Source organism: Arthrobacter gallicola (genome assembly GCF_014836775.1).
GTDB classification, from domain to species: Bacteria; Actinomycetota; Actinomycetes; order Actinomycetales; family Micrococcaceae; genus Arthrobacter_B; species Arthrobacter_B gallicola.
Map to the genome: position 1 here is coordinate 39,248 of NZ_JACSQD010000003.1, position 20,032 is coordinate 59,279.

Here is a 20,032-nt window from a genome sequence, read left to right on the forward strand (position 1 = left end):
GAATGCCCTTTCACACGGCGATGGGTGCTTTGATACCGGGGTGGTGCTGGTAGTCCAGCACCTCGAAGTCCTCGAGCTCGTAGTCGAAAATGCTGGCCGGCTTCCGCCGCAGCCGCAGCCGGGGGTAGGGGAACGGTGCGCGGGACAGCTGCTCGGCGACCTGGTCTGTGTGGTTGTCGTAGATGTGGACGTCGCCCCCGGTCCAGACGAACTCACCGGGTTCCAGGCCGACCTGCTGCGCCACCATGAGGGTCAGCAGGGCGTAGGAGGCAATGTTGAAGGGGACGCCCAGGAAGGTGTCGGCGGAGCGCTGGTAGAGCTGGCAGGAGAGCCTGCCGTCCGCGACGTAGAACTGGAACATCGCGTGGCACGGCGGCAGCGCCATGTTCTCGACTTCGGCCGGATTCCAGGCGGTGACGATGTGCCGGCGTGAGTCCGGGTTGTTTTTGAGTCCTTCGATCAGCTTCGCGATCTGATCGATCTGTCCGCCGTCCGGAGCCGGCCAGGAGCGCCACTGGACGCCGTACACCGGCCCCAGCTCGCCGTCGTCGTCCGCCCACTCATTCCAGATGCTGACGCCGCGTTCCTGCAGCCAGCGGACGTTGGAATCCCCCCGCAGGAACCACAGCAGTTCCAGGGCAACGGACTTGAAATGCACCCGCTTGGTGGTGATCAGCGGGAAGGATTCGCTGAGGTCGAAGCGCAGCTGACGGCCGAAGACGCTGCGGGTGCCGGTGCCGGTGCGGTCGGATTTTTGGGTTCCGTTGGCCAGGATGTCACGGAGCAGATCTTCGTACGGTGTGGGAATGGTGGTCACTGCTCCAGTGTAGTGGCCGTGGGCGCTTCATCCCCGGGCGAAGAGCGCATGGCAGTCCCCATCAGGTGCAGCAATGCAGGGCCGCTGATGCCGTGCCGGCGCGCGAGTGTGACCAGATTCTCGACGGCGGCGGTGAGTTCCGGCGGTATGGCGTGCGCGGGTGCGGCGTCCGGGCGCGGCGGGGCGATGACCGTGCCCCGCCGGCGCATGGCGGTGACGGTGCCTTCGGCTTCGAGTTCTTTGTACGCCCGGGCCACGGTGCCCGGTGCGACGCCGAGGTCCGCCGCCAGCATCCGGATGGTGGGAAGGCGGTCGCCGGGGGAGAGGACGCCGGACGCAGCGAGGGCACTGACCTGCCCGCGGATCTGTTCGTACGGAGGGACGGGCGACTCCAGATCCACACTGATGCGGGCACTCATGTCCGTTGTGCCGGTGGGAGCTCCGCCCGGTCGGCATATCCGGGCAGATCCGGAAAGTGGGACGGGCCGAACTGCCGCAGCGCAATGACCAGAGCTGCCAGCAGCCACAGCCAGGCACCGGGTCCCAGCTGCTGCAGCAGCGGGCCCAGCCAGGTCAGCGGCGGCTCGAGTCCGGCATCACTCCCGAAAGTGCTGGCCCAGGGCCGGTGCGCATAGATGTTGAAGATTGAAATCCCGACGGCGGCTACGCTGACGGCCGCCGTGGTCCGGGCCGCCCGAAAGAGGGAGATCCGGCGCAGGCGCAGGTCCACAGCGTGATCGTGTGCGGGGAATGCGGGACGCTCCGCCGCACGGCGGGAGAGGAAATCGGTCAGAACCGGGAGCAGCAGCACCAGGATGGCCGCGGCCAGAGAAAAGCGCCAATCGAAAAACGGGTCGGGGGCAGGAAAATCGGCGGGTGGGGTGGACGGCGGTGTTCGTGCACCGTAGGCCTGAGCGGCGGCGTCGGCGTTGAACGCCCGTGCGGCAGCATCGACCGAAGGGCCGAGCAGTGCAGAGCCCAGCTGGATCAGCAGGACGGCGGCGGCTGCGGCCGTGCCGGTCCAGGCCAGCCAGCGCGGCGGGCGGATAAATGCCAGGTCATCAGGGTCGAGTGCGCCGGCTGTCCCGGCTGTCCCGACAGCCCCGTCAGCTCCGGCGCCGAGGCGCACCGTGCGGCGGGAAATTGAACTCTCAGCCAGGAAACACAGCAGGAGGAACACCAGCGCGGCAGCTGCGACGGCCAGCAGTGCACCGGTCCGGTCCTGCCAGTTCAGGGCGAAGATGGCTGTTCCCACCGCACCGGCCGTGATGGGGCCAGCCAGGGTAAGGCGCAGACTGGTGGCCAGGGACTTGACCGCCAGCGGGGACTGCGGCGGAGCTTCCGCGGACTCCAGCAGGTCGTCCTCTGGGACCGCGGGCAGCGGCACCCGCGGTGCGCGTTTCAACAGGGCGAGGGTGCCCAAAAAGAGAACAGGCAGGGTGATGGTTTCCAGCACACCCCCAGGAGTGTTGGGGTCGCCGGGATATGCGGAAAGAAACCTGCCTGCTGACGAGGAGAGAGCGATCAGGAGGGCAGCGGCTACCCGCATCACACGGTGGGCAGAGGCGCGGCGCAGAGCTGCATCCGCCGCCTGGGAGGTACCGGGAACCATGGGGCGCACGGAGACGAGTTTAAGGATCCCCGCAGTGGCGCCGGCAGTCAGCAGGAACCAGGGCAGCCAGCCGGCCATGAAGTCCTGGATGCGCGTGCCGGCGGGAGCCAGGGACACGACCGTGCCCAGCAGCAGGAGGTCAAGGACCAGGAAGGCCAGGGCGACGCAGGACATATACCGGGGCAGGAGGGTGCGTAGGCCGCGGTGCTGCAGGACGGCGGTGCGGACCGTGCCATGCGGGCGCGGCCAGGTCAGTTCGCCGACGGCGAGCACGGCGAGTGCGAAGACGGTGGGAGTTCCGAGCTGCAGCAGGGCCGACGCCCAGCTGAAGTGGCCGTTCCACCACAGCTCGCCGCCCACTTCTGCGAGTGCCGGTTGCAGGACGCCGGGGAGCCAGAGGGCCGTCGCCAACGCCACGATTCCGATCCGGCGGGCATACTTTTGCGCGGCCTCGGTGACCGTCCGGGCATCCGTTCCCGGTTTTGGCCGGACGGACAGCACCATCAGGGTGAGGACAACCGCCCAGAACAGCAGGCTGCCGAGCGTGGATAAAACAACCGCTGCCATAAGAGTCCCCCGGAGTTATGGATCGAATGTACCGAGTATTTTGATACATAACTCCGGGGGTCAAGGCTTTTGGGAGAACGCCTCAGAGCGCGCCGCCGGCCGCCTCCGGGGCACCGGCATCCTCGCCGCCGTCGCCCACGCGCTCGCGGGCCATGAAGTTCTCCAGATCGAACAGGTTGTCCGCCCGGCGGGCCACGGTCAGCAGCGTGCTCATCGAGGCAACTTCCTCCACCTGCTCCTTGAGGAACCACAGCATAAACTGCTCGCCGAGGGCGTCACCCTCGGCACGGGCTGCCGCGAAGAGGGCCTCGATCTGGGAGGTCACCTGCTTCTCCTGGGCCAGGGCCAGGGCGATCGGCTCCACCACGTCAGTGAAGTCGTTCTTGACCGGCTCAATCCCGGGGATCCGGACGGGCAGGTCCCGGTCCAGCATGTACTGGACCAGCATCATCGCGTGGTTCCGCTCTTCCACTGACTGCGCGTAGAAGTGGCGGGCCAGCTGCGGAAGGTCTTCGCCATCGAAGTACACGGCCATGGCCACGTACTGCTGCGAGGCATTGAATTCGTTACCGATCTGGGCTTCAAGAAGTTCAGTGAATTTGCTCATGCCGCTAACAATATGCGCGCTGACCTGCGCAGAAAAGGACGGATAGGCTTAGCTCGCCAAGGCTAGGCTAAGCATCCCCGCGCGGCATCATGACCGCCGGGCGGTGCTTGGCCGGTACCGTCTCAGTCGTCGAAGGGCCGGTACCGCTCCAGCGAGACGATGCGCCCCGGATGGCGCCGGCTGACGTGGCAGATCACGGCCTCACCCGGAACCAGATACGGATCCTTGTCCGGAAGCTGGGCGGACATTGCGTCGGCCATGTGCGAAGCAAGGACCTCGAAGACCAGGGGGAGTACCGGCCGGTGGGTGCACAGGGCCACAGGCTTGGCCTTCTCGAACAGATTGTCGACGGCGGCGCGGGCCTTGCCGGGCTTGCGCTTGGCACTGAGCTCGGTCAGGGCGTCCACCGTCTTGAACTTCGGCTTGCGCGCATTCACGTAGGGACCCATCGTCTGGACGCAGCGAAGCCAGGGGCTCGTGACCACCCGGTCAGGGCTCCAGGCCACCAGCAGCCGGGCCACTGCCTTGGCCTGGCGCTGGCCCGTGGCCGCGAGCGGACGTTCGCCTTCCGCCCTGGCCCATGAGGAACGCGGCTTGGCTTTCGCATGGCGGACCACGATCAGCGGCCAGGTAGCCAGGTCGTCCGCCTCGTACGCGGCAACCAATGATTCCAGCGGCAGCCGGTCGGTGGGGTTGGTCAGCAGCTCGGAGGCCTCGTCAGGGGTGCACCAGCGGACGCCGTCGACCTCCTTGCCGTCCGGCCGGGGCTTAGCCGACTCGACGTGGGCGGCCCAGTAGTGCACGGCTTTCAGGCCGGACGTTACTGGGTACCGGGTTTGGGGCAGGGGGATGCCCAACCGGATCTGGAGCCCGATTTCCTCCCGCACTTCCCGCACGGCGCATTCCGGAACTGTTTCTCCGGAATCGAGTTTCCCCTTCGGGAAAGACCAGTCGTCGTAGCGCGGCCGGTGGATCAGCAGGACCTCCAGCTGGTCACCCTGGATCCGCCAGCAGATCGCTCCAGCGGCCACGACCCTCGGCTCCCCGGAGAGATCCAGGGCATAGGGCGTCTCGCCCAGCAGCAGGGCAGCGGTTTCCTCCGGGGCATCCCTGCCCTCCTCTGGCAGGAAGAGCGCCGGAGGTAAGGGCGCGGACCCCTCGGTTGACCGCGCATCATCCGTGGCGCCGTGCATCAACGGCGGACCAGCGCACGCTGGCGCGAACGGGAAGCCAGCAGCCAGGACTGCACGTCCTCAAGCGGGTTACCGTCCCCGTCCTTATGGTGCCGGGTCCAGATGCCGCTGGCATCCAGATGCCAGCTGGCAGTGCCGGGATCGAGATAACGGTCCATCAGCTCGATCAGATTGGTGATGTCGTCCGGTGACCCCAGCTGCACCAGCGCTTCGACGCGGCGGTCGAGGTTGCGGTGCATCATGTCCGCGGATCCGATGAAGACCACCGGGTCCCCGCCGTTGGCAAAAGCGAACACCCGGGAATGCTCCAGGAACCGGCCCAGGACGGACCGGACCGTGATGTTCTCGCTCAGTCCCGGAACCCCCGGGCGGACGGAACAGATACCGCGGACGATCACGTCAACCTGGACACCGGCCTGGGAGGCGCGGTACAGGGAATCAATGATCGCCTCATCCACCATGGAGTTGACCTTGATGATCACCCGGCCGGGAAGACCGGCCTTCTTGTTGGCGATCTCCCGTTCGATCCGGTCGATCAGACCGGACCGGACAGACCGGGGCGCCACCAGGAGGCGCTTGAACGTGGACTTGGGTGCATAGCCGGAGAGCTGGTTGAAGAGCTTGGTCAGGTCCTCTCCCACCTGGTCATTGGCGGTAAGCAGTCCCAGATCCTCGTAATAGCGGGCGGTGCGCGGGTGGTAGTTGCCGGTGCCGATGTGGCAATAGCGGCGCAGGCCGTCCACTTCCTGGCGTACCACCAGGGAGAGCTTGCAATGCGTCTTGAGGCCCACGATGCCGTAGACCACGTGCACGCCGGCCTGTTCCAGTTTCCGCGCCCAGGAGATGTTGGCCTGCTCATCGAACCGGGCCTTGATCTCCACCAGGGCCAGGACCTGCTTGCCCGACTCCGCGGCGTCGATCAGCGCATCGACAATGGGCGAGTCGCCGGAGGTGCGGTACAGGGTCTGCTTGATGGCCTGCACCCGGGGATCAGCGGCCGCCTGCTCCAGGAAGGCCTGCACCGAGGTGGAGAAGGAATCATAGGGGTGGTGCAGCAGGATGTCGCGCCGGCGCATGGCGGCGAAGACATCGGCGGGCTTGGAGGTCTCTGATTCCTTCAGATGCAGCGAGGTATGCGGAACCTGCTTGGGATAGTGCAGATCGGGCCGGTCGATCCGGCTGATCGGGCTGAGGCCACGCAGGTCCAGCGGCGCCGGCAGGGTGTAGACCTCGTCCTCTTCGACACCAAGTTCGCGCACCAGGAGTTCGCGGACGCCCGGGTTGATGTCCGGGGTGACTTCCAACCGGACCGGCGGGCCGAACCGGCGGCGCAGGAGTTCCTTCTCCAGCGCCTGGAGCAGGTTCTCGGCGTCGTCCTCTTCAACTTCGAGGTCCTCGTTGCGGGTGACGCGGAAGGTGTAGTGCTCCACCACGTCCATGCCGGGGAAGAGCTGGTCCAGGTGCTCGGCAATCATGTCTTCCAGCGGGATGAACCTGGCCGTGCGTCCCGCAACGTTCCCGGCGCGGGGACCGTCCACGGAAATCAGCCGCGGCAGCTGGTCCGGCACCTTGACCCGGGCAAAGAAGTCCTTGCCGCTGACCGGGTTGCGGACCACCACGGCAAGATTCAGCGACAGGCCGGAGATATAGGGGAAGGGATGCGCCGGATCTACCGCCAGAGGAGTGAGGATCGGGAAGACCTTCGCCGCGAACTGCCGGTGCAGCTGGGCCTTCGAAGCGTCGTCGAGTTCCTTCCAGCTGACCAGGTGGATGTTCTCCTCCGCCAGCGCGGGGCGGATCTGCCGGGCGAAGACCTCCGCATGCCGCTGCTGCAGCCGGTAGCCGGCCTGGGTGATCTCTTCCAGCTGTTCAATGGGGCTGAGCCCGGCAGCGGAGGGTACCGCCAAACCGGTGGCGATGCGGCGCTTCAGTCCGGCCACCCGGACCATAAAGAACTCATCGAGGTTGGACGCGAAGATCGAGAGGAAGCTGACGCGCTCCAGCAGGTAGAGCTCCGGATCCTCGGCCAGTTCCAGGACCCGGGCGTTGAAGTGCAGCCAGCTGATCTCCCGGTCCAGGAAACGGTCCGGGGTGATGTCACCGCTGGGCAGCAGTGCCGGACCGAAATCGGGGATATCGATGCGGTCCTGCGTGGCCCGCGGCGCGGGCATCGCTTCGGCAGAACCGAAGGACAACCGCGTGCTGGCTACGGTTTCGGAATCCATAGTGTTTCTCCCTGGCTGTTCTGGCGGGCCGCTCCATCGTCCGGAACCGGAGTGCCGTGCGCGGCCAACATTCTCAACATTACAAGCCGCAGACCGCTATTCGGCTGCGTACATCACGTCCACGTCCCAGCGGACGAAACCGAGCCGCCGGTACAGGGCGACGGCGGGGGCGTTGTCTGCGTCCACGTAAAGCATCACGGCCCGCAGACCTGCCTGCCGGAGGTGTTCGATTCCGGCCAGGGTGAGCGCCTTGCCCAGCCCGAGGCCCTGCGCTTCGGGGGTTACGCCCACCACGTACACCTCGCCCATGGCCGGGTGGCTGCCGCTGCGGGGATGGACCTTGGTCCAGTGGAATCCCAGCAGGGCGCCGTCGGATTCGCGCACAGCCAGCAGGAACCCGGCGGGATCAAACCAGTCCTCGGCCATGCGGGCCTCCAGATCGGCGCGGGTCATTGCTCCCTGTTCCGGGTGGTGGGCGAACGCTGCGGCGTTGGCCTGCAGCCACGCATCTTCGTCGCGGCCGGGCTCGAAGGCCCGGATTACTACCCCCTCGGGCAGCGCCGGTGCAGGAAGGTCCTTTTCCAGGGCCTCGTGGGAGAGGCGCATCCGCCACAGTTCGCGGACCGGCCGGTAACCGAAGCGGGCGGCCAGCTCGACGGCGGCCTCATGGTTGCCGTGGGACCAGGCCTTGACGCCCCGGCCGGTGTCCTCCTGCACGGCCCGCGCCAGCGCGGTGCCCACGCCCTGGTTCCGGTAGTTCGGGTGGACCACGAGTTCCAGCACCCCGGCCCCGGGATCGCCCGGCGGGGAACTGAGGACGGCGACGCCGGCCAGGGCCTGGGCCGTGGAAGGATCGGAATGCTCCTCGAGGGCGAGGGTTGAATACACCCGGAGCTGGTCCGGATCAGCGTCGGGGGAGCGCAGGTCAACGAGGGTCTGCTCCGAAAGGGGAGGATTCCCGTCAGCTTCAGCGGCTGCGTCCGCCAGCTCCCGGATGCCGCGGAGCGCAGCTTGGTCCGGAGCGCCGCGGGTGGTGAGGATAGGCCATCTGGTCAGGGGGTTCTCGCTCATTGAAGAAGCCTAACCGCCAAAGGGGCCGGGCGGGGGAACGCTTCAGTTCTCCTGGCGCGCTGCGGCCGGCTGATCCTCCGGGGAACGGGTGCGGGTAAACCGATAGCCCACGTTGCGCACTGTCCCGATGAGATTTTCATGGTCCGGCCCGAGCTTCGCCCGCAGGCGCCGCACATGCACGTCAACGGTGCGTGTGCCCCCGTAGTAGTCGTACCCCCAGACTTCATGGAGGAGCTGGTCCCGGGTGAACACCCGTCCGGGGTGCTGGGCGAGGTATTTGAGGAGTTCAAACTCCTTGTACGTCAGGTTCAGTGCCGTGCCGCTGACCCGGGCGGTGTAGCTGGCCTCGTCAATCACCACACCGGAGGCATGGATCTCGGTGCTGGCCGCTCCGGACGCTGCCTGGGTGCGGGAGACGGCGAGCCGGAGGCGGGCTTCGAGTTCCGCCGGTCCGGCACTGTCCAGCACGACGTCGTCCGCGAGCCAGTTCGCTGCCACCGCGGCCATACCGCCCTCGGTCAGGACCAGGATCAGGGGGGTATCGAGTCCGGTTGCTTTCAGCAGCTGGGTGAGGGAGCGCGCGCCGATCAGGTCCTTCCGGGCATCCACCAGCACCACGTCACACGGATCAATGTCCAGCAGTGCGGTCGGTTCCGCGGGCACCACATGGACCTTGTGGTTGAGCAGTTCCAATGCGGGCAGGATCTCAACTGACGCCCCGGAGCTGTTGGTGAGAAGCAGAATGTGCGGCATAGGTCCTCCGAAAGTTGGGCGCACATCGTCGGGCACGTTATCCATCCGGTCCTCAGCGGCCGAAGAGTGGTGAAAGTATATCCACGGATTCGCGCTCAGGCCGTAGCTTTTATCAGCACCGCGTAATAAGGCAGTATGGCTAGGGTGAAACTTTGGAGCATTGCGGTGCCTGCGGCTGCTGCCCTGATCGGCATCGTGGTGGCTTCGTACATATCGGTCGAGGCCACAGCCATAGTTACCGGGGTGGCTGCGGCGCTCGCGGGATTCGGCTGGCCGTACCTGCTGGGCGTTCCGGCCCGGAAAACCCAGGGCGGTGTCCTGGCGTTTGTGGGTGCCGGCTCAGTGGCCGCCGCTTACCTGGCCCCCGCCACCTCCATGCTGACCTGGCTGCCGGCGTTCACCGCCGTCGGGGTCGGCGCCGTCTTCCTGATCCAGCTGCTGCGCGGCACCGGACAGGCTCACCGGCTGGAATCCACCATCGGCGTGATCGGCGGTGCCCTGATCTCGGGAATGGCCTCGGGTTGGGTGGCCGCTGACCGGCTGCCCGCCCCGGAAGGCTCCTACGGGCTGATTACCGCCAGCGGCGCAGCTATTTTCAGTGCCATCCTGGTTTCCCTGATCCCGCTGCCGGACCGGATCACCGCACCCTTCGCCGTCGTCGCCGGCGCTATTGCGGGCGGAGCTGCCGCGGCGCTGGTGCCCGGACTGCCGGTCATTGCCGGCGGAATTATCGGCGCCGTCTGCGCCGGAGTTATTGCTGCCGTCCGCCGGCTCGCATTGACCAGAGACAACGCTCCCGGGCTCCTGGGTGTGCTTTCGGCGGGGCTCGCTCCGGTCCTTGCGCTCGGCACGGCCGTCTACTTTGCCGGACGCCTGCTCATCCCCTAGGTATCCGGCGGGCCTGTCCCCGGCGGGCGTCACAGGAGACAAAGCGTGCGGTGAGCGGGTTAGGATGTAGGCATGTCGCTTGTAGCTCTCGAAATCTTTTTCATCGTCCTCCTGGGTATCACCGGCCTGGCAATGGCCGGCTTTGCAGGCCTCGTGGTCGCGCGCCTGTACAAAGGTCAGAAGTAACCTCTCACCGGCGTATTACCCGTAATCCAAGGGAAGGGCCCCTGCCATGCCAATGGAGATCCCCACAGATCTGACTCCCGGACTGGTTCCGCTGTCCTGGCTCCTTGGAGTCTGGGAAGGCTCCGGCCGGCTCGGCGAAGGCGAAGCCGGGTCCGAGCATTTCAAGCAGCGGGTTACGTTCACGCAGAACGGTCTGCCGTACCTGCAGTACTCGGCGGAAAGCTGGTTGACGGACGAGGAAGGCACCGTCCTGCGGCCCCTGGCTGTGGAGACCGGTTTCTGGGCCCTGGACCGGCCCCTGAACGACGCCGACGGCGGCCCCGGCCTGGTTCCCGCGGACATTGTGCCTGCCCTGCGCAGTGCCGATGAAGTCGAAGCGCTGCGCAATGCCGACGGCGGGTTCGACATCACGGTAACGATCGTGCACCCCGGCGGGATCGCCGAGCTGTACTACGGGCAGATCAAAGGCCCCCAGATCCAGCTGTCCACCGACTTGGTGATGCGCGGGGTCAACTCTAAGGAATACACCGCCGCGACGCGCATTTACGGACTCGTCAACGGTGACCTGTACTGGCGGTGGGATGTTGCCGCGGAGGGCAAAGCCCTGGAAGCGCATGCCTCAGCCATCCTGAAAAAGCAGCCTTAGCCGGCCTTCGCGCCGCCCGGGGACGGGCGGCGTGCTGCGCGCCGGAATACTCTTCGACGCTTAGGACGTTGCACCTAACATGAGCCCCAAAAGTCCCTTGCTTGCCCGCGCCGGAGCCGTTGAAGCCGGCGGACTCGATTCCGGAACCGCCGCCCACTATGGTGACCCGCTGCGGGAGCAGCGGGCGCTGGCCAGGGGAGAGGCCATAACCGACCTGTCCAGCCGCGGCGTTGTGACCGTCTCCGGCCCCGACCGCCTGAGCTGGCTCAATACGCTGTCTTCACAGAAACTCCTTTCCCTGGCGCCCGGGGAAAGCACTGAACTGCTGCTCCTGAGCGTGCAGGGCCGGATCGAGCACGACGCGCGGGTGCTCGATGACGGTGAACGCACCTGGCTCATCGTCGAAGGAACCGATGCGCCTGCCCTGGCCGCGTGGCTGACCAGCATGAAGTTCACCCTCCGCGTCGAGGTCCAGGACGTCACCGACGACTGGGCCGTCGCAGGCTCCGTCGCCCCGGTCCCGGCCTGGGCGGAATATCTGGTGTGGACGGATCCGTGGCCCCAGGTCTCTCCCGGCGGTTACTCCTACGCGGAGACCGAAACGGCAGACCACCCCGGGCTTGACCGGCCGTGGCACGAATACCTTATACTGCGCTCCAGTCTGGAACAGGCAGTGGAGGCCTCCGGCCGGGCCCTCGCCGGGGCAATGGCGGCTGAAGCCCTGCGTATCTCTGCCTGGCGGCCCCGACTGGGTGCTGAAACCGATGACAAGGTGATTCCGCATGAACTGGATCTGATCCGGACCGCCGTTCATCTGGATAAGGGCTGTTACAAGGGGCAGGAGACAATTGCCCGGGTGCATAACCTGGGCCGCCCGCCGCGCCGGCTGGTGTTCCTGCAGCTGGACGGCTCCCAGCACACCATGCCCGCCGCCGGCAGCCGGATCCTCTTCGGCGAACGCGAGGTGGGGCGGGTTACGTCCGTGGCGCAGCACTATGAGATGGGCGCGGTTGCCCTGGGCCTCCTCAAGCGCTCCGTGGACCCCACTGCTGAGCTGGTGGTGGACGACGACGGCGAGCTGTACGCCGCAGCACAGGAACTGATTGTGTCCCCCGGTGCAGGACAGGCAGTGGGCCGGCAGACCGGCTTCCTGCGGGCGCCGCGGGTGGAAAGGAAGAACTAATGACTGAATTGCCCGGCGGTACCCAGGACGCGCAGTCCGCTGCCGACCAGGAGACCCTTGAACTGGCTGAGCGGCTCTTTGACGCGGCCCGCGCCGGTGATACGGAGCTGCTCCGCACCTATGTCAGCGCAGGCGTTCCGGTGACGCTCACCAATGGTGCGGGGGATTCGCTGCTGATGCTCGCGGCCTATCACGGACATGCCGGGACCACGGCGCTGCTGGTTGAGTTGGGTGCGGACGTTAATACCCTCAACGACCGGGGGCAGTCTCCGCTGGCCGGTGCGGTGTTCAAAGGCTACGCGGACGTGGTCCGTGTCCTGGCGGCAGCGGGAGCGGATCCCGACGCCGGGAATCCCTCAGCCCGGGCCGCCGCCGCCTACTTCCAGCGCACCGAACTGCTGGACCTCTTCGCCTGATCTCAGCCTTCGAGGACGGTTGGCCGGGGCAGCCGGGCACCCCGGTTGGCGGGCTCGGCCCGTCAGGCTCTGGCGCTGCCGGCTGCGGTCCGGTGCTCGGGTGAGCAAACCGCGGGGCGGTCAGGCAGACAGGGCGACTGAGGTCCGGATTCCTGCCGGGACGAATCCCGCACCGGCTGCCGTGCGGGCAGCGCCCACATTGTTGAATGGTGCCCGCCACTGCGGAATCAGACCAGCTGCCATGGCGTCTTCAACGGCTATGGCACTGATGTAGCTGCCCAGGCCCCGCGTCCGGTGATCGGGTGCCGTGAGTGCGCCCATATCCGCCAGAATGCCGTCCCTGATGCTGTAGCCCGCACCTGCGAGCGGGGCCGGGTATTCCGGATTCGCGTCATCCATGAGCAGGAACAGTGCCTCCCGCCCGCTGAGTTTTGCTTCCAGCACATCATCCGGGGGACAGAGCCGCTCCAAGGCTTCCGCGTACCGGGGATCTTCGGCAACGGCGAGTTCACTGGCGGGCACCTCGGGATAAAAATCCGCGTAGTAAAGGTGTTCCGTGCCGGATCCGCGGCCGCCGTGGTCCGCCGAGAGCCGCATCAGTGCCGCGCCGCTGCTGAGCTCGGCAGCACTTTTGGACCTGACCTGCCGGACCGCCCAGGCGGGACCGGAGAACACCTCGCGGCCAAAGAGCCGGACAAAGGAAACTTCGCTGGCTTCCTCCTGGACATCGTAGATCCGCTCATGTCTGTCCGCGGCTGCCAGCGCGTCATCGTCAAGACCGAGCCTGCGGGACCAGGCCAGCTGGATGATGGAAATGGTGCTCGTGTCTAGCTGCATGGGCTTCAACCTACAGGGGGTGACGGAGGTCGGCGCAAGCCTCAGGGGCCATTTATTAGGCCGCCTAACCGAAAAGAATTGCTGCTTCCTCGTAGCGGCGCTCAGGAACGGTTTTGAGGTTGCCCAGTGCCTTCTCGAATCCGACCCGGACAATGTCAGTGCCGTGAAGGGAGACCATGGTGCCCCACAGACCTTCCACCACCGAATCGACGGCAGCCATTCCCAGCCGGGTGGCCAGCACCCGGTCAAACGCGGTGGGAACACCGCCGCGCTGGATATGGCCCAGGACCGTGGCCCGGGTTTCGATGCCGGTCCGTGCCTCGATTTCCGGGGCCAGCAGCTCGCCGATCCCGCCGAGCCGCGGCCGGCCGAAGGCGTCCAGCCCGCGTTCGGAATGCGGCGCTTCCATGTCGGTGGTCACGAAACCTTCCGCCACGACCACCAGGGGTGCGCGGCCACGCTCGTGTGCCTCGTTGACCCACTGGGCTATCTGGTCCAGGCTGACCGGCTTTTCCGGGATCAGGATGGCGTGCGCGCCGGCGGCCATTCCCGAGTGGAGCGCGATCCAGCCGACGTGGCGGCCCATCACTTCGGCCACCATGCACCGGTGGTGGGACTCTCCCGTGGTGCGGAGCCGGTCGATTGCCTCGGTTGCGATCTGCACGGCGGTGTCGAAGCCGAAGGTGAAGTCCGTCGCATCGAGGTCGTTGTCGACGGTCTTGGGCACGCCCACGATATGAAGTCCGGCGTCGGTCAGCCGCTGGGCGGCTGCGAGGGTGCCTTCGCCGCCGATGGCGATGACGGCGTCGATCCCCAGCCGGTCCAGGGTCGCCTTGATCTTCTCCGGCCCGCCGTTCGGTCCTTCGAACGGGTTGGTGCGGGAAGTGCCCAGGATAGTGCCGCCCTGCTTGGAGATACCGCGGACCCGGGTACGGGGCAGGTCAATGATGTCGCCGTCGACCACACCCCGCCAGCCGTCAAGAAACCCTACGAACTCCACGTCGTGCGTTTTGATGCCGTTGAGCACCGCTCCGCGGATAACCGCGTTGAGCCCGGGGCAGTCGCCCCCGCTGGTGAGAATGCCGATCTTCATAGAGTGACCCCTGGATCTGGTAGGTGAGCGGCGGCCTCCTACGATTCTAGTCACGAGTGGGCTGCGCGCCGTCACGTTCGCCGGGCCGGGAGCGCCGGGGCGGCGGAATCTGCCGGCCCCGGCACGGCATCAGCTGCCGGTGAACCGTTCCAGGACGATTTTTCCGTCCGTAGTGGGCAGCAGCAGCCAGGCGACCAGATAGGTTCCGACACCAATGAAGGGCAGCAGGAAGCTCAGCAGCACGGCAATGCGCACCAGGGACACATCCCAGCCGAACTTCTGTGCGATTCCGGCGCAGATGCCGGCGATCCAGCCGCCGCGTGCCCGCTTGATCGGTGACGAGCGGAGTGCGTTGTAGAACTTTTCCATGGGGTTACTCTGCCTGCTTTCCCTAAAGTTGGCGATAGATGAGCTGTGCTGATGGCTCAAGGGGTCCGGCTCCGGCCCCGGCCCAGGACGGAGATCAGGCCGCCAATGACCAGTGCGGCCCCGGCTCCGATCAGTACGCCCAGGAGGACCATGCCCGCATCGAGCCGGATTCCGGTGAGCTGGACGGTCAGGAACAGTCCGCCCAGGGCCGCGAGGACCAGTCCCCAGACTATGGTGCCGACCCGCAGCGGGCGGCGCTCCGGCTCCGGAACGTACACATCGTCAGAAGGCGACGGCGTGTAGCTCCCGGCCGGGTCGGCGCCGGGGCTGCGGTTATCCCTGACTTCCCAAGATTCCCTGGATTCACTCATCAGTCGAGGCTGCTTTCGTTTGTGGTGACCAGGACGTTGCTGGCGACACCCTTGATGTGGATGATGATCTGGTTTCCGGAAGCCGTCTCGTTCAGCTCCCGCTCCTGCGGGCCTACCCACAGGCCGCCGGCCGAGCGTACGCTGCCGCCGTTTTCCAGTTCGATGTTGCCGAGCGCCATTTCACTGACAACCGAGACCCGGACATTGTCCGGGACGAGGATGACGAGGTTTCCGGCGGCAATGCTCACCGGGACCACCACGTCGCGGTCCTTTACATCTGCCGCCAGGCTGCGGAGATCGAGGTTTCCGCCCGCCGCGGCCATGGAGTAGCCGTCCTCCGCGGAACCTGCCTGACCGGCGTTCCAGTCGACGTCGTTGGCAACGACCACGTTCCGGTAGGCGTAGTTTCCGCCGAAGAGCAGCGCGGCAATCAGGGAAACCACGGCGAGGCCGCCGGCGATTCCGGAGGACCGGCCCGCAGCGCCCAGGCCGACGATGCCGACCCCCAGCACCACGGCGGCGCCGGCCAGTGCGACGGCCGCGGGCGACCCGAAGTCATAGATGCCCGCGTAGTCCAGTGCGAGCAGGACTCCGGCGGTAAGCAGTGCCATGCCGCTGATGAGGGCAGACCAGGACGCCGGCGCCGAGGTTGACGGCTTGGCGGTTTTCGGTGCGGGCGGTGGGAACTGCAGATAAGCTCCGCCGAACTCGCGCTCCGGTCCCCTTGACGAAGTGCCATACGCATGGGCTCCGCCCGGCGCGGGCAGCGGCATGGTGGGAGCATCCGGACCGGGGTAGCCGGCGGCATTGAACGTGCCGGGGTGCTCCTGGGAGCCAGCGGTATGTGCATTGAAGCCGGTATTGCTTTCCCCCGGGTGTCCTCCCACCGGGGGCGGAGCCTGCTGTGATCCCGGATAGGGCTGCTGCTGGTGCGCCGCCGAACCGGCTGACCGCGTGTTGCTGCGGGTGGTCGCCCAGTAGACGCACAGAATAATGGCCGCGATCCAGAACAGTCCCCAGAAGATTCCGTTCAGCCAGCCGTCCTCGGCCCAGAACGTAAGCCCCGGGGCGCCGAAGCCGAGGATGGAAAACGTCAACGCGCCGGTCATTCCGGAACTCCAGGTGCCCCGGATCGCCTCGTCAAGGTGGATCCGGCCACCGGGCTCGGGCAGCAGTGCCCAGGCCACACCATAGAAGACAACACCCACGCCGAAGAGCGAGAGCAGGATGACCAGCCCACGGACCAGGGTGGGGTCAAGACCGGTGCGCTGGGCGATTCCGCCGGCAACGCCGCCGATCCAGCGCTGCGGTGAGCGTCGGATTCCCAGTTGGCGGACCCAGGCAAAGAATGAGTTGTCCCCGGTGTCGCGGCGGAAGGGTTCCTGGCCGTGTGGGTCCTGCGGTGGAAGGTGCTGCGTGGGTCCCGTGGTGGCGGGCTGCCCGTCTGTGGGCTCAGAAGGATGCGGGTTCATGTTTCCAGTGTTCCGCGTGGGGCCGCTCAGGCGCATCGGGGATTCCCCTGAGGGACCCCTGAACCTTCCCCTGATACCGCGTGCAGGCTTTCGCACGGGTAGCAGTTTTGCCCTCCGGCCGTGTTTGGATTGTGACATGAGACCTCCCCTGCTCCGCTCCCCGGACCGGGTGGTGGCCGGTGTCTGTTCCGGACTGGCCACCCACCTGGGTATGCCGGTGCGTACGGTCCGCGTGCTGATGGCGCTGCTGTCACTGCTCGCCGGTGCCGGCGTCCTGCTTTATGCCTGGCTCTGGATCATGGTGCCGACCACGGAGGAGGATGCGGCGTCGGGTGAACGGAATCCGCGCAGTGTTGCGGAGAACTTTGCCAGGTACCTGCAGGAGGAACAGTCCGGCCGGACTGCGCCGGGAAAACCAGCCATTGGTACGCGCGAGATCCTGATCGGACTGATGCTGCTGCTGGCGGCGGCCGCCGTCGTGGCGCAGCGGCTGGGCGCGGAAATCAACCTTGGGCTGCTCCTGCCGTTTGCGGCGATCGCGGCAGGCGCCGTCCTGGCCTGGTCCCAGCTGGACGCCACCCGGCGGGCGGGCCTGGTGGCCGGTGCCGGTGCGGACCGCAAATCCGGCCTTACCCGGCTGATCATCGGCCTGCTGCTGGTGATCGCCGGCTTCCTGCTGATTGTTTCCGGGTCCATCACCTGGGATGTCCTGATGGCCGCGGTGCTGGCCGCCCTGGCTGTCCTGGCCGGCGTCGCGCTGGTCCTGGCCCCCTGGGGCGTGAAGTACTGGCGTGCGTTCCAGGCGGAGCGGGCCGGCCGGATCCGGCAGACCGAACGGGCTGAAATTGCCGCGCACCTGCACGATTCCGTGCTCCAGACCCTGGCCCTGATCCAGAACCGTGCCGGGTCCGAGTCTGAGGTCATCAAGCTTGCCCGTGCCCAGGAACGTGAACTGCGGCAGTGGCTCTATGCGGATCCGGAGAAGGGCACCGGCACCCTGGCCGATGCGCTGAAAGGCGTGGCCGCGGAGGTCGAAGATTCATTCGGCCATCCGGTGGATTTCGTGGCCGTCGGCACGGCGGAACTGACGGTGCAGAGCTCGGCGCTGGTGCAGGCGGCCCGCGCGGCACTGTTCAACGCTGCGCAGCACGCAGGGGGCCAGATTTCCCTGTATCTGGAATGCCGCCCGGATGCCGCGGAGGTTTTTGTCCGGGACCGGGGGAGCGGATTCGATCAGGACGCTGTTCCGGAGGACCGGCTGGGACTCCGGGAATCAATCGTCGGCCGGATGCAGCGGCACGGCGGCACAGCGGGAGTAAAGAGCAGCAGTGCGGGCACCGAGATACATTTGGCGCTGCCCCTGGCCGGAGCGGACGCACAGGCACGGCCTGAACGGGAAACGGAGAACAAGTGAGCAGTGCAGTACCGCCCCTTGAGGCAGCCCAGACTATTTCGGTGGTTGTGGTTGATGACCACGCCATTTTCCGGTCGGGGCTCAAAGCGGACCTGGACGGCCGGATCAACGTCCTGGCCGAGGCGGCAGCCGTCGAAACGGCGGTTGCCGCGATCCGGCAGGCCCGCCCGCAGGTCGTCCTGCTGGACGTCCACCTGCCCGGCGGATCCGGCGGCGGGGGAGCGGAAGTAATTGCCGGCTGCGCCGACCTGCTGGGCTCGACCCGGTTCCTTGCGCTGAGCGTCTCCGACGCCGCGGAAGACGTGGTTACGGTCATCCGCGCCGGAGCCCGCGGCTACGTCACCAAAACCATCTCCGGTGCGGAGATTTCCGATGCCGTGGTCCGGGTTGCCGGAGGCGATGCGGTGTTCTCCCCGCGGCTCGCCGGATTCGTCCTCGACGCCTTTGGGGCATCCACGACGGTCAGCGTGGACGACGAACTTGACCGGCTGTCGGCCCGCGAACGCGAGGTGATGCGGCTGATCGCCCGCGGCTACAGCTACAAGGAAGTCGCGAAGGAGCTGTTTATCTCCGTCAAGACCGTGGAAACCCATGTCTCCGCGGTCCTGCGGAAGCTGCAGCTCTCCTCCCGGCACGAACTCACCAGGTGGGCTGCAGCCCGCAGGCTCCTCTAAGCGGCGCGGGTTACTTCTTCGCCTGGCCCAGGAAGTCCTTGAGCCGGTCCATGCCGGTCTTGAGGTCCTCATCACCCAGGGCATAGGACAGCCGCAGGAATCCGGACGGGCCAAAGGCTTCGCCCGGTACGACGGCGACTTCCACGGTATCCAGGATCATCGCCGCCAGCTCGGCGGACGTCTGCGGACGCAGCGGGCCGGCAGCGCCCGGGAATTCCCGCCCCAGCAGCCCGCGCACGTCGGCGTAGGCGTAGAACGCTCCCTCGGGCATGGGGCAGTTGACCCCGTCGATGGAATTCAGGGCCTCAACCATGGCCTTCCGGCGGCGGTCAAAGGCCGTTTTCATGTCGTCCACGGCCGTCAGGGGGCCGGAAACGGCGGCCAGGGCGGCCATCTGCGAGACGTTCGAAACGTTGGAGGAGAGGTGGGACTGCAGGTTGGTGGCCGCCTTGATGACGTCCGGGGCGGCGATCATCCATCCCACCCGCCAGCCGGTCATGGCGTAGGTCTTGGCCACACCGTTGAGGATGACAACCTTGTCGCCCAGTTCCGGACAGCGGGTGGCAATCGAGGTGAAGGGCACGCCGTCGTAGGTCAGGTGCTCATAGATCTCATCTGTCACGACGAACAAGCCGTGATCCGCTGCCCACATGCCGATCTCTGCGACCTCGTCCGCCGGGTAGACCGCACCGGTGGGGTTGGAAGGTGAAACGAACAGCAGCACCTTCGTCTTTTCGGTCAGCGCGGCGTCGAGCTGTGAAACGGTCACCATGTAGCCCTGCTCAGGACCGGCGAAGACCTCGACGGGAACACCGCCGGCCAGCCGGATGGCTTCGGGGTAGGTGGTCCAGTACGGGGAGGGGACGAGAACCTCGTCCCCGGGGTTGAGCAGGGTGGCGAAGGCTTCGTAGACGGCCTGCTTGCCGCCGTTGGTGACCAGCACCTGGGACGGGTCAATGCTGTAGCCGGAGTCCCGGAGCGTCTTTTCCGCGATTGCCTTCTTCAGCTCCGGCAGCCCGGCGGCGGGGGAGTACCGGTGGAACCGCGGATCCTTGGCTGCCGCGACGGCCGCGTCCACGATGTAGCCCGGCGTCGGGAAGTCAGGCTCGCCGGCGCCGAAACCGATGACCGGACGGCCGGCGGCCTTCAGGGCCTTGGCCTTCGCGTCGACGGCTAGGGTGGCGGACTCCGCAATCGAAGCAATGCGTTCTGAGATTCGGCCGTTGGAAGGCATGGCGTTCCCGTCTGATTTGGTGCGGCTGGCTTGTGGCAGCCCCGGAACGAGGCTTTTGTAAGGCAACGTTTACGTCCCTTTATGGAAGCCAAGCTTAGGCGTGCAGGAGTCACATTTCAGTCTTTTACACTCCCACAGTGCGGTGCGTCCTGCGGATACAGGCGCTCCGGAGCAGGCGCAGCGGGTGCCTCCGGCGGGCCGGTTCGACTCAGGGCAAAAGATTGCGTAGACTTGATCCTCGGTGTTGATCTCTCGATGCTGGTTTATGCCCACGTCCGGTTAGGTCGGAAGCGCAGAAGCCGGTAAAGTGGGACACTCCCAAAGGGTAGTGGCGCAATTGGTAGCGCAGCGGTCTCCAAAACCGCAGGTTGCAGGTTCGAGTCCTGTCTGCCCTGCGCATGACG

The 20,032-nt window shown here is 66.6% G+C and carries 20 protein-coding genes and 1 tRNA gene; 7 read left to right on the top strand and 14 right to left on the bottom strand.

Going from position 1 to position 20,032, the window contains the following annotated elements; translation table 11 throughout:
* Positions 1–10: 10 nt before the first annotated feature.
* The 8 genes from H9639_RS07385 to H9639_RS07420 form a co-directional block, all read right to left on the bottom strand.
* Positions 11–817 (bottom strand): thymidylate synthase, encoded by an 807-nt coding sequence (locus H9639_RS07385; RefSeq protein ID WP_191807487.1) that lies wholly within the window; start codon positions 815–817, stop codon positions 11–13.
* Positions 814–1,236 carry a GntR family transcriptional regulator gene (locus H9639_RS07390; protein WP_191807488.1) on the bottom strand — a complete coding sequence of 141 codons (423 nt, stop codon included), beginning with the start codon at positions 1,234–1,236 and terminating at the stop codon, positions 814–816. Before H9639_RS07390 ends, H9639_RS07385 begins: the two co-directional genes overlap by 4 nt.
* The gene (locus H9639_RS07395) at positions 1,233–2,996 is read right to left on the bottom strand and encodes a hypothetical protein (RefSeq protein ID WP_191807489.1); all 1,764 of its coding nucleotides are present in this window, start codon (positions 2,994–2,996) and stop codon (positions 1,233–1,235) included. Before H9639_RS07395 ends, H9639_RS07390 begins: the two co-directional genes overlap by 4 nt.
* 82 nt (positions 2,997–3,078) lie before the next feature.
* Positions 3,079–3,603, bottom strand: a complete 525-nt coding sequence (locus H9639_RS07400; RefSeq protein ID WP_191746879.1) for a ferritin — start codon at positions 3,601–3,603, stop codon at positions 3,079–3,081.
* Positions 3,604–3,725: 122 nt separating this feature from the next.
* Positions 3,726–4,796, bottom strand: a complete 1,071-nt coding sequence (locus H9639_RS07405; RefSeq protein WP_191807490.1) for an NUDIX hydrolase — start codon at positions 4,794–4,796, stop codon at positions 3,726–3,728.
* On the bottom strand, positions 4,796–7,021 hold the full coding sequence (locus tag H9639_RS07410; protein ID WP_191807491.1) for an RNA degradosome polyphosphate kinase: 2,226 nt from the start codon (positions 7,019–7,021) through the stop codon (positions 4,796–4,798). Before H9639_RS07410 ends, H9639_RS07405 begins: the two co-directional genes overlap by 1 nt.
* 96 nt (positions 7,022–7,117) lie before the next feature.
* Positions 7,118–8,092 carry a mycothiol synthase gene (gene mshD / locus H9639_RS07415; protein WP_191807492.1) on the bottom strand — a complete coding sequence of 325 codons (975 nt, stop codon included), beginning with the start codon at positions 8,090–8,092 and terminating at the stop codon, positions 7,118–7,120.
* A gap of 42 nt (positions 8,093–8,134) precedes the next feature.
* Positions 8,135–8,845 (bottom strand): winged helix-turn-helix transcriptional regulator, encoded by a 711-nt coding sequence (locus H9639_RS07420; RefSeq protein ID WP_191807493.1) that lies wholly within the window; start codon positions 8,843–8,845, stop codon positions 8,135–8,137.
* Positions 8,846–8,980: 135 nt separating this feature from the next.
* Between H9639_RS07420 and H9639_RS07425 the strand changes: the two genes are divergently transcribed.
* The 4 genes from H9639_RS07425 (at position 8,981) to H9639_RS07440 (ending at position 12,164) form a co-directional block, all read left to right on the top strand.
* A complete protein-coding gene (locus H9639_RS07425; RefSeq protein ID WP_191807494.1) occupies positions 8,981–9,733 on the top strand; it encodes a hypothetical protein in 753 nt (250 codons plus the stop codon).
* Between the two features lie 232 nt (positions 9,734–9,965).
* A complete protein-coding gene (locus H9639_RS07430; protein ID WP_191807495.1) occupies positions 9,966–10,565 on the top strand; it encodes a nitrobindin family protein in 600 nt (199 codons plus the stop codon).
* Between the two features lie 79 nt (positions 10,566–10,644).
* A complete protein-coding gene (gene ygfZ, locus H9639_RS07435) occupies positions 10,645–11,748 on the top strand; it encodes a CAF17-like 4Fe-4S cluster assembly/insertion protein YgfZ (protein WP_191807496.1) in 1,104 nt (367 codons plus the stop codon).
* The gene (locus H9639_RS07440; protein ID WP_191807497.1) at positions 11,748–12,164 is read left to right on the top strand and encodes an ankyrin repeat domain-containing protein; all 417 of its coding nucleotides are present in this window, start codon (positions 11,748–11,750) and stop codon (positions 12,162–12,164) included. The genes ygfZ and H9639_RS07440 overlap by 1 nt, the downstream gene beginning before the upstream one ends.
* A gap of 120 nt (positions 12,165–12,284) precedes the next feature.
* Here the strand turns inward: H9639_RS07440 and H9639_RS07445 are convergent, their stop codons facing one another.
* From H9639_RS07445 to H9639_RS07465, 5 genes are all read right to left on the bottom strand, one after another.
* Positions 12,285–13,001 (bottom strand): GNAT family N-acetyltransferase, encoded by a 717-nt coding sequence (locus H9639_RS07445; RefSeq protein WP_191807498.1) that lies wholly within the window; start codon positions 12,999–13,001, stop codon positions 12,285–12,287.
* A gap of 64 nt (positions 13,002–13,065) precedes the next feature.
* The gene (locus tag H9639_RS07450; RefSeq protein ID WP_191807499.1) at positions 13,066–14,094 is read right to left on the bottom strand and encodes a 6-phosphofructokinase; all 1,029 of its coding nucleotides are present in this window, start codon (positions 14,092–14,094) and stop codon (positions 13,066–13,068) included.
* Between the two features lie 129 nt (positions 14,095–14,223).
* A complete protein-coding gene (locus H9639_RS07455; RefSeq protein WP_191807500.1) occupies positions 14,224–14,463 on the bottom strand; it encodes a PspC domain-containing protein in 240 nt (79 codons plus the stop codon).
* Between the two features lie 56 nt (positions 14,464–14,519).
* Positions 14,520–14,834 (bottom strand): hypothetical protein, encoded by a 315-nt coding sequence (locus tag H9639_RS07460; protein ID WP_225219350.1) that lies wholly within the window; start codon positions 14,832–14,834, stop codon positions 14,520–14,522.
* On the bottom strand, positions 14,834–16,306 hold the full coding sequence (locus tag H9639_RS07465) for a PspC domain-containing protein (RefSeq protein ID WP_191807501.1): 1,473 nt from the start codon (positions 16,304–16,306) through the stop codon (positions 14,834–14,836). Before H9639_RS07465 ends, H9639_RS07460 begins: the two co-directional genes overlap by 1 nt.
* A gap of 136 nt (positions 16,307–16,442) precedes the next feature.
* Between H9639_RS07465 and H9639_RS07470 the strand changes: the two genes are divergently transcribed.
* A complete protein-coding gene (locus H9639_RS07470; RefSeq protein WP_191807502.1) occupies positions 16,443–17,720 on the top strand; it encodes an ATP-binding protein in 1,278 nt (425 codons plus the stop codon).
* On the top strand, positions 17,717–18,394 hold the full coding sequence (locus H9639_RS07475; protein WP_191807503.1) for a LuxR C-terminal-related transcriptional regulator: 678 nt from the start codon (positions 17,717–17,719) through the stop codon (positions 18,392–18,394). Before H9639_RS07470 ends, H9639_RS07475 begins: the two co-directional genes overlap by 4 nt.
* Before the next feature lie 10 nt (positions 18,395–18,404).
* On the opposite strand, the gene H9639_RS07480 is transcribed toward H9639_RS07475, so the two are convergent.
* Positions 18,405–19,628, bottom strand: coding sequence for a pyridoxal phosphate-dependent aminotransferase (locus H9639_RS07480; protein ID WP_191807504.1), 1,224 nt, complete (start codon positions 19,626–19,628; stop codon positions 18,405–18,407).
* Positions 19,629–19,950: 322 nt separating this feature from the next.
* Here H9639_RS07480 and H9639_RS07485 point away from each other — a divergent pair.
* Positions 19,951–20,023 (top strand) — tRNA-Trp (locus H9639_RS07485).
* Positions 20,024–20,032: the final 9 nt, after the last annotated feature.

Coding starts and splice junctions, on each gene's coding strand:
- H9639_RS07390 (WP_191807488.1), bottom strand. CDS start 1,236: ATGAGTGCCCGCATCAGTGTGGATCTGGAGTCGCCCGTCCCTCCGTAC.
- H9639_RS07395 (WP_191807489.1), bottom strand. CDS start 2,996: ATGGCAGCGGTTGTTTTATCCACGCTCGGCAGCCTGCTGTTCTGGGCG.
- H9639_RS07400 (WP_191746879.1), bottom strand. CDS start 3,603: ATGAGCAAATTCACTGAACTTCTTGAAGCCCAGATCGGTAACGAATTC.
- H9639_RS07405 (WP_191807490.1), bottom strand. CDS start 4,796: ATGCACGGCGCCACGGATGATGCGCGGTCAACCGAGGGGTCCGCGCCC.
- H9639_RS07410 (WP_191807491.1), bottom strand. CDS start 7,021: ATGGATTCCGAAACCGTAGCCAGCACGCGGTTGTCCTTCGGTTCTGCC.
- mshD (WP_191807492.1), bottom strand. CDS start 8,092: ATGAGCGAGAACCCCCTGACCAGATGGCCTATCCTCACCACCCGCGGC.
- H9639_RS07420 (WP_191807493.1), bottom strand. CDS start 8,845: ATGCCGCACATTCTGCTTCTCACCAACAGCTCCGGGGCGTCAGTTGAG.
- H9639_RS07425 (WP_191807494.1), top strand. CDS start 8,981: ATGGCTAGGGTGAAACTTTGGAGCATTGCGGTGCCTGCGGCTGCTGCC.
- H9639_RS07430 (WP_191807495.1), top strand. CDS start 9,966: ATGCCAATGGAGATCCCCACAGATCTGACTCCCGGACTGGTTCCGCTG.
- ygfZ (WP_191807496.1), top strand. CDS start 10,645: ATGAGCCCCAAAAGTCCCTTGCTTGCCCGCGCCGGAGCCGTTGAAGCC.
- H9639_RS07440 (WP_191807497.1), top strand. CDS start 11,748: ATGACTGAATTGCCCGGCGGTACCCAGGACGCGCAGTCCGCTGCCGAC.
- H9639_RS07445 (WP_191807498.1), bottom strand. CDS start 13,001: ATGCAGCTAGACACGAGCACCATTTCCATCATCCAGCTGGCCTGGTCC.
- H9639_RS07450 (WP_191807499.1), bottom strand. CDS start 14,094: ATGAAGATCGGCATTCTCACCAGCGGGGGCGACTGCCCCGGGCTCAAC.
- H9639_RS07455 (WP_191807500.1), bottom strand. CDS start 14,463: ATGGAAAAGTTCTACAACGCACTCCGCTCGTCACCGATCAAGCGGGCA.
- H9639_RS07460 (WP_225219350.1), bottom strand. CDS start 14,834: ATGAGTGAATCCAGGGAATCTTGGGAAGTCAGGGATAACCGCAGCCCC.
- H9639_RS07465 (WP_191807501.1), bottom strand. CDS start 16,306: ATGAACCCGCATCCTTCTGAGCCCACAGACGGGCAGCCCGCCACCACG.
- H9639_RS07470 (WP_191807502.1), top strand. CDS start 16,443: ATGAGACCTCCCCTGCTCCGCTCCCCGGACCGGGTGGTGGCCGGTGTC.
- H9639_RS07480 (WP_191807504.1), bottom strand. CDS start 19,628: ATGCCTTCCAACGGCCGAATCTCAGAACGCATTGCTTCGATTGCGGAG.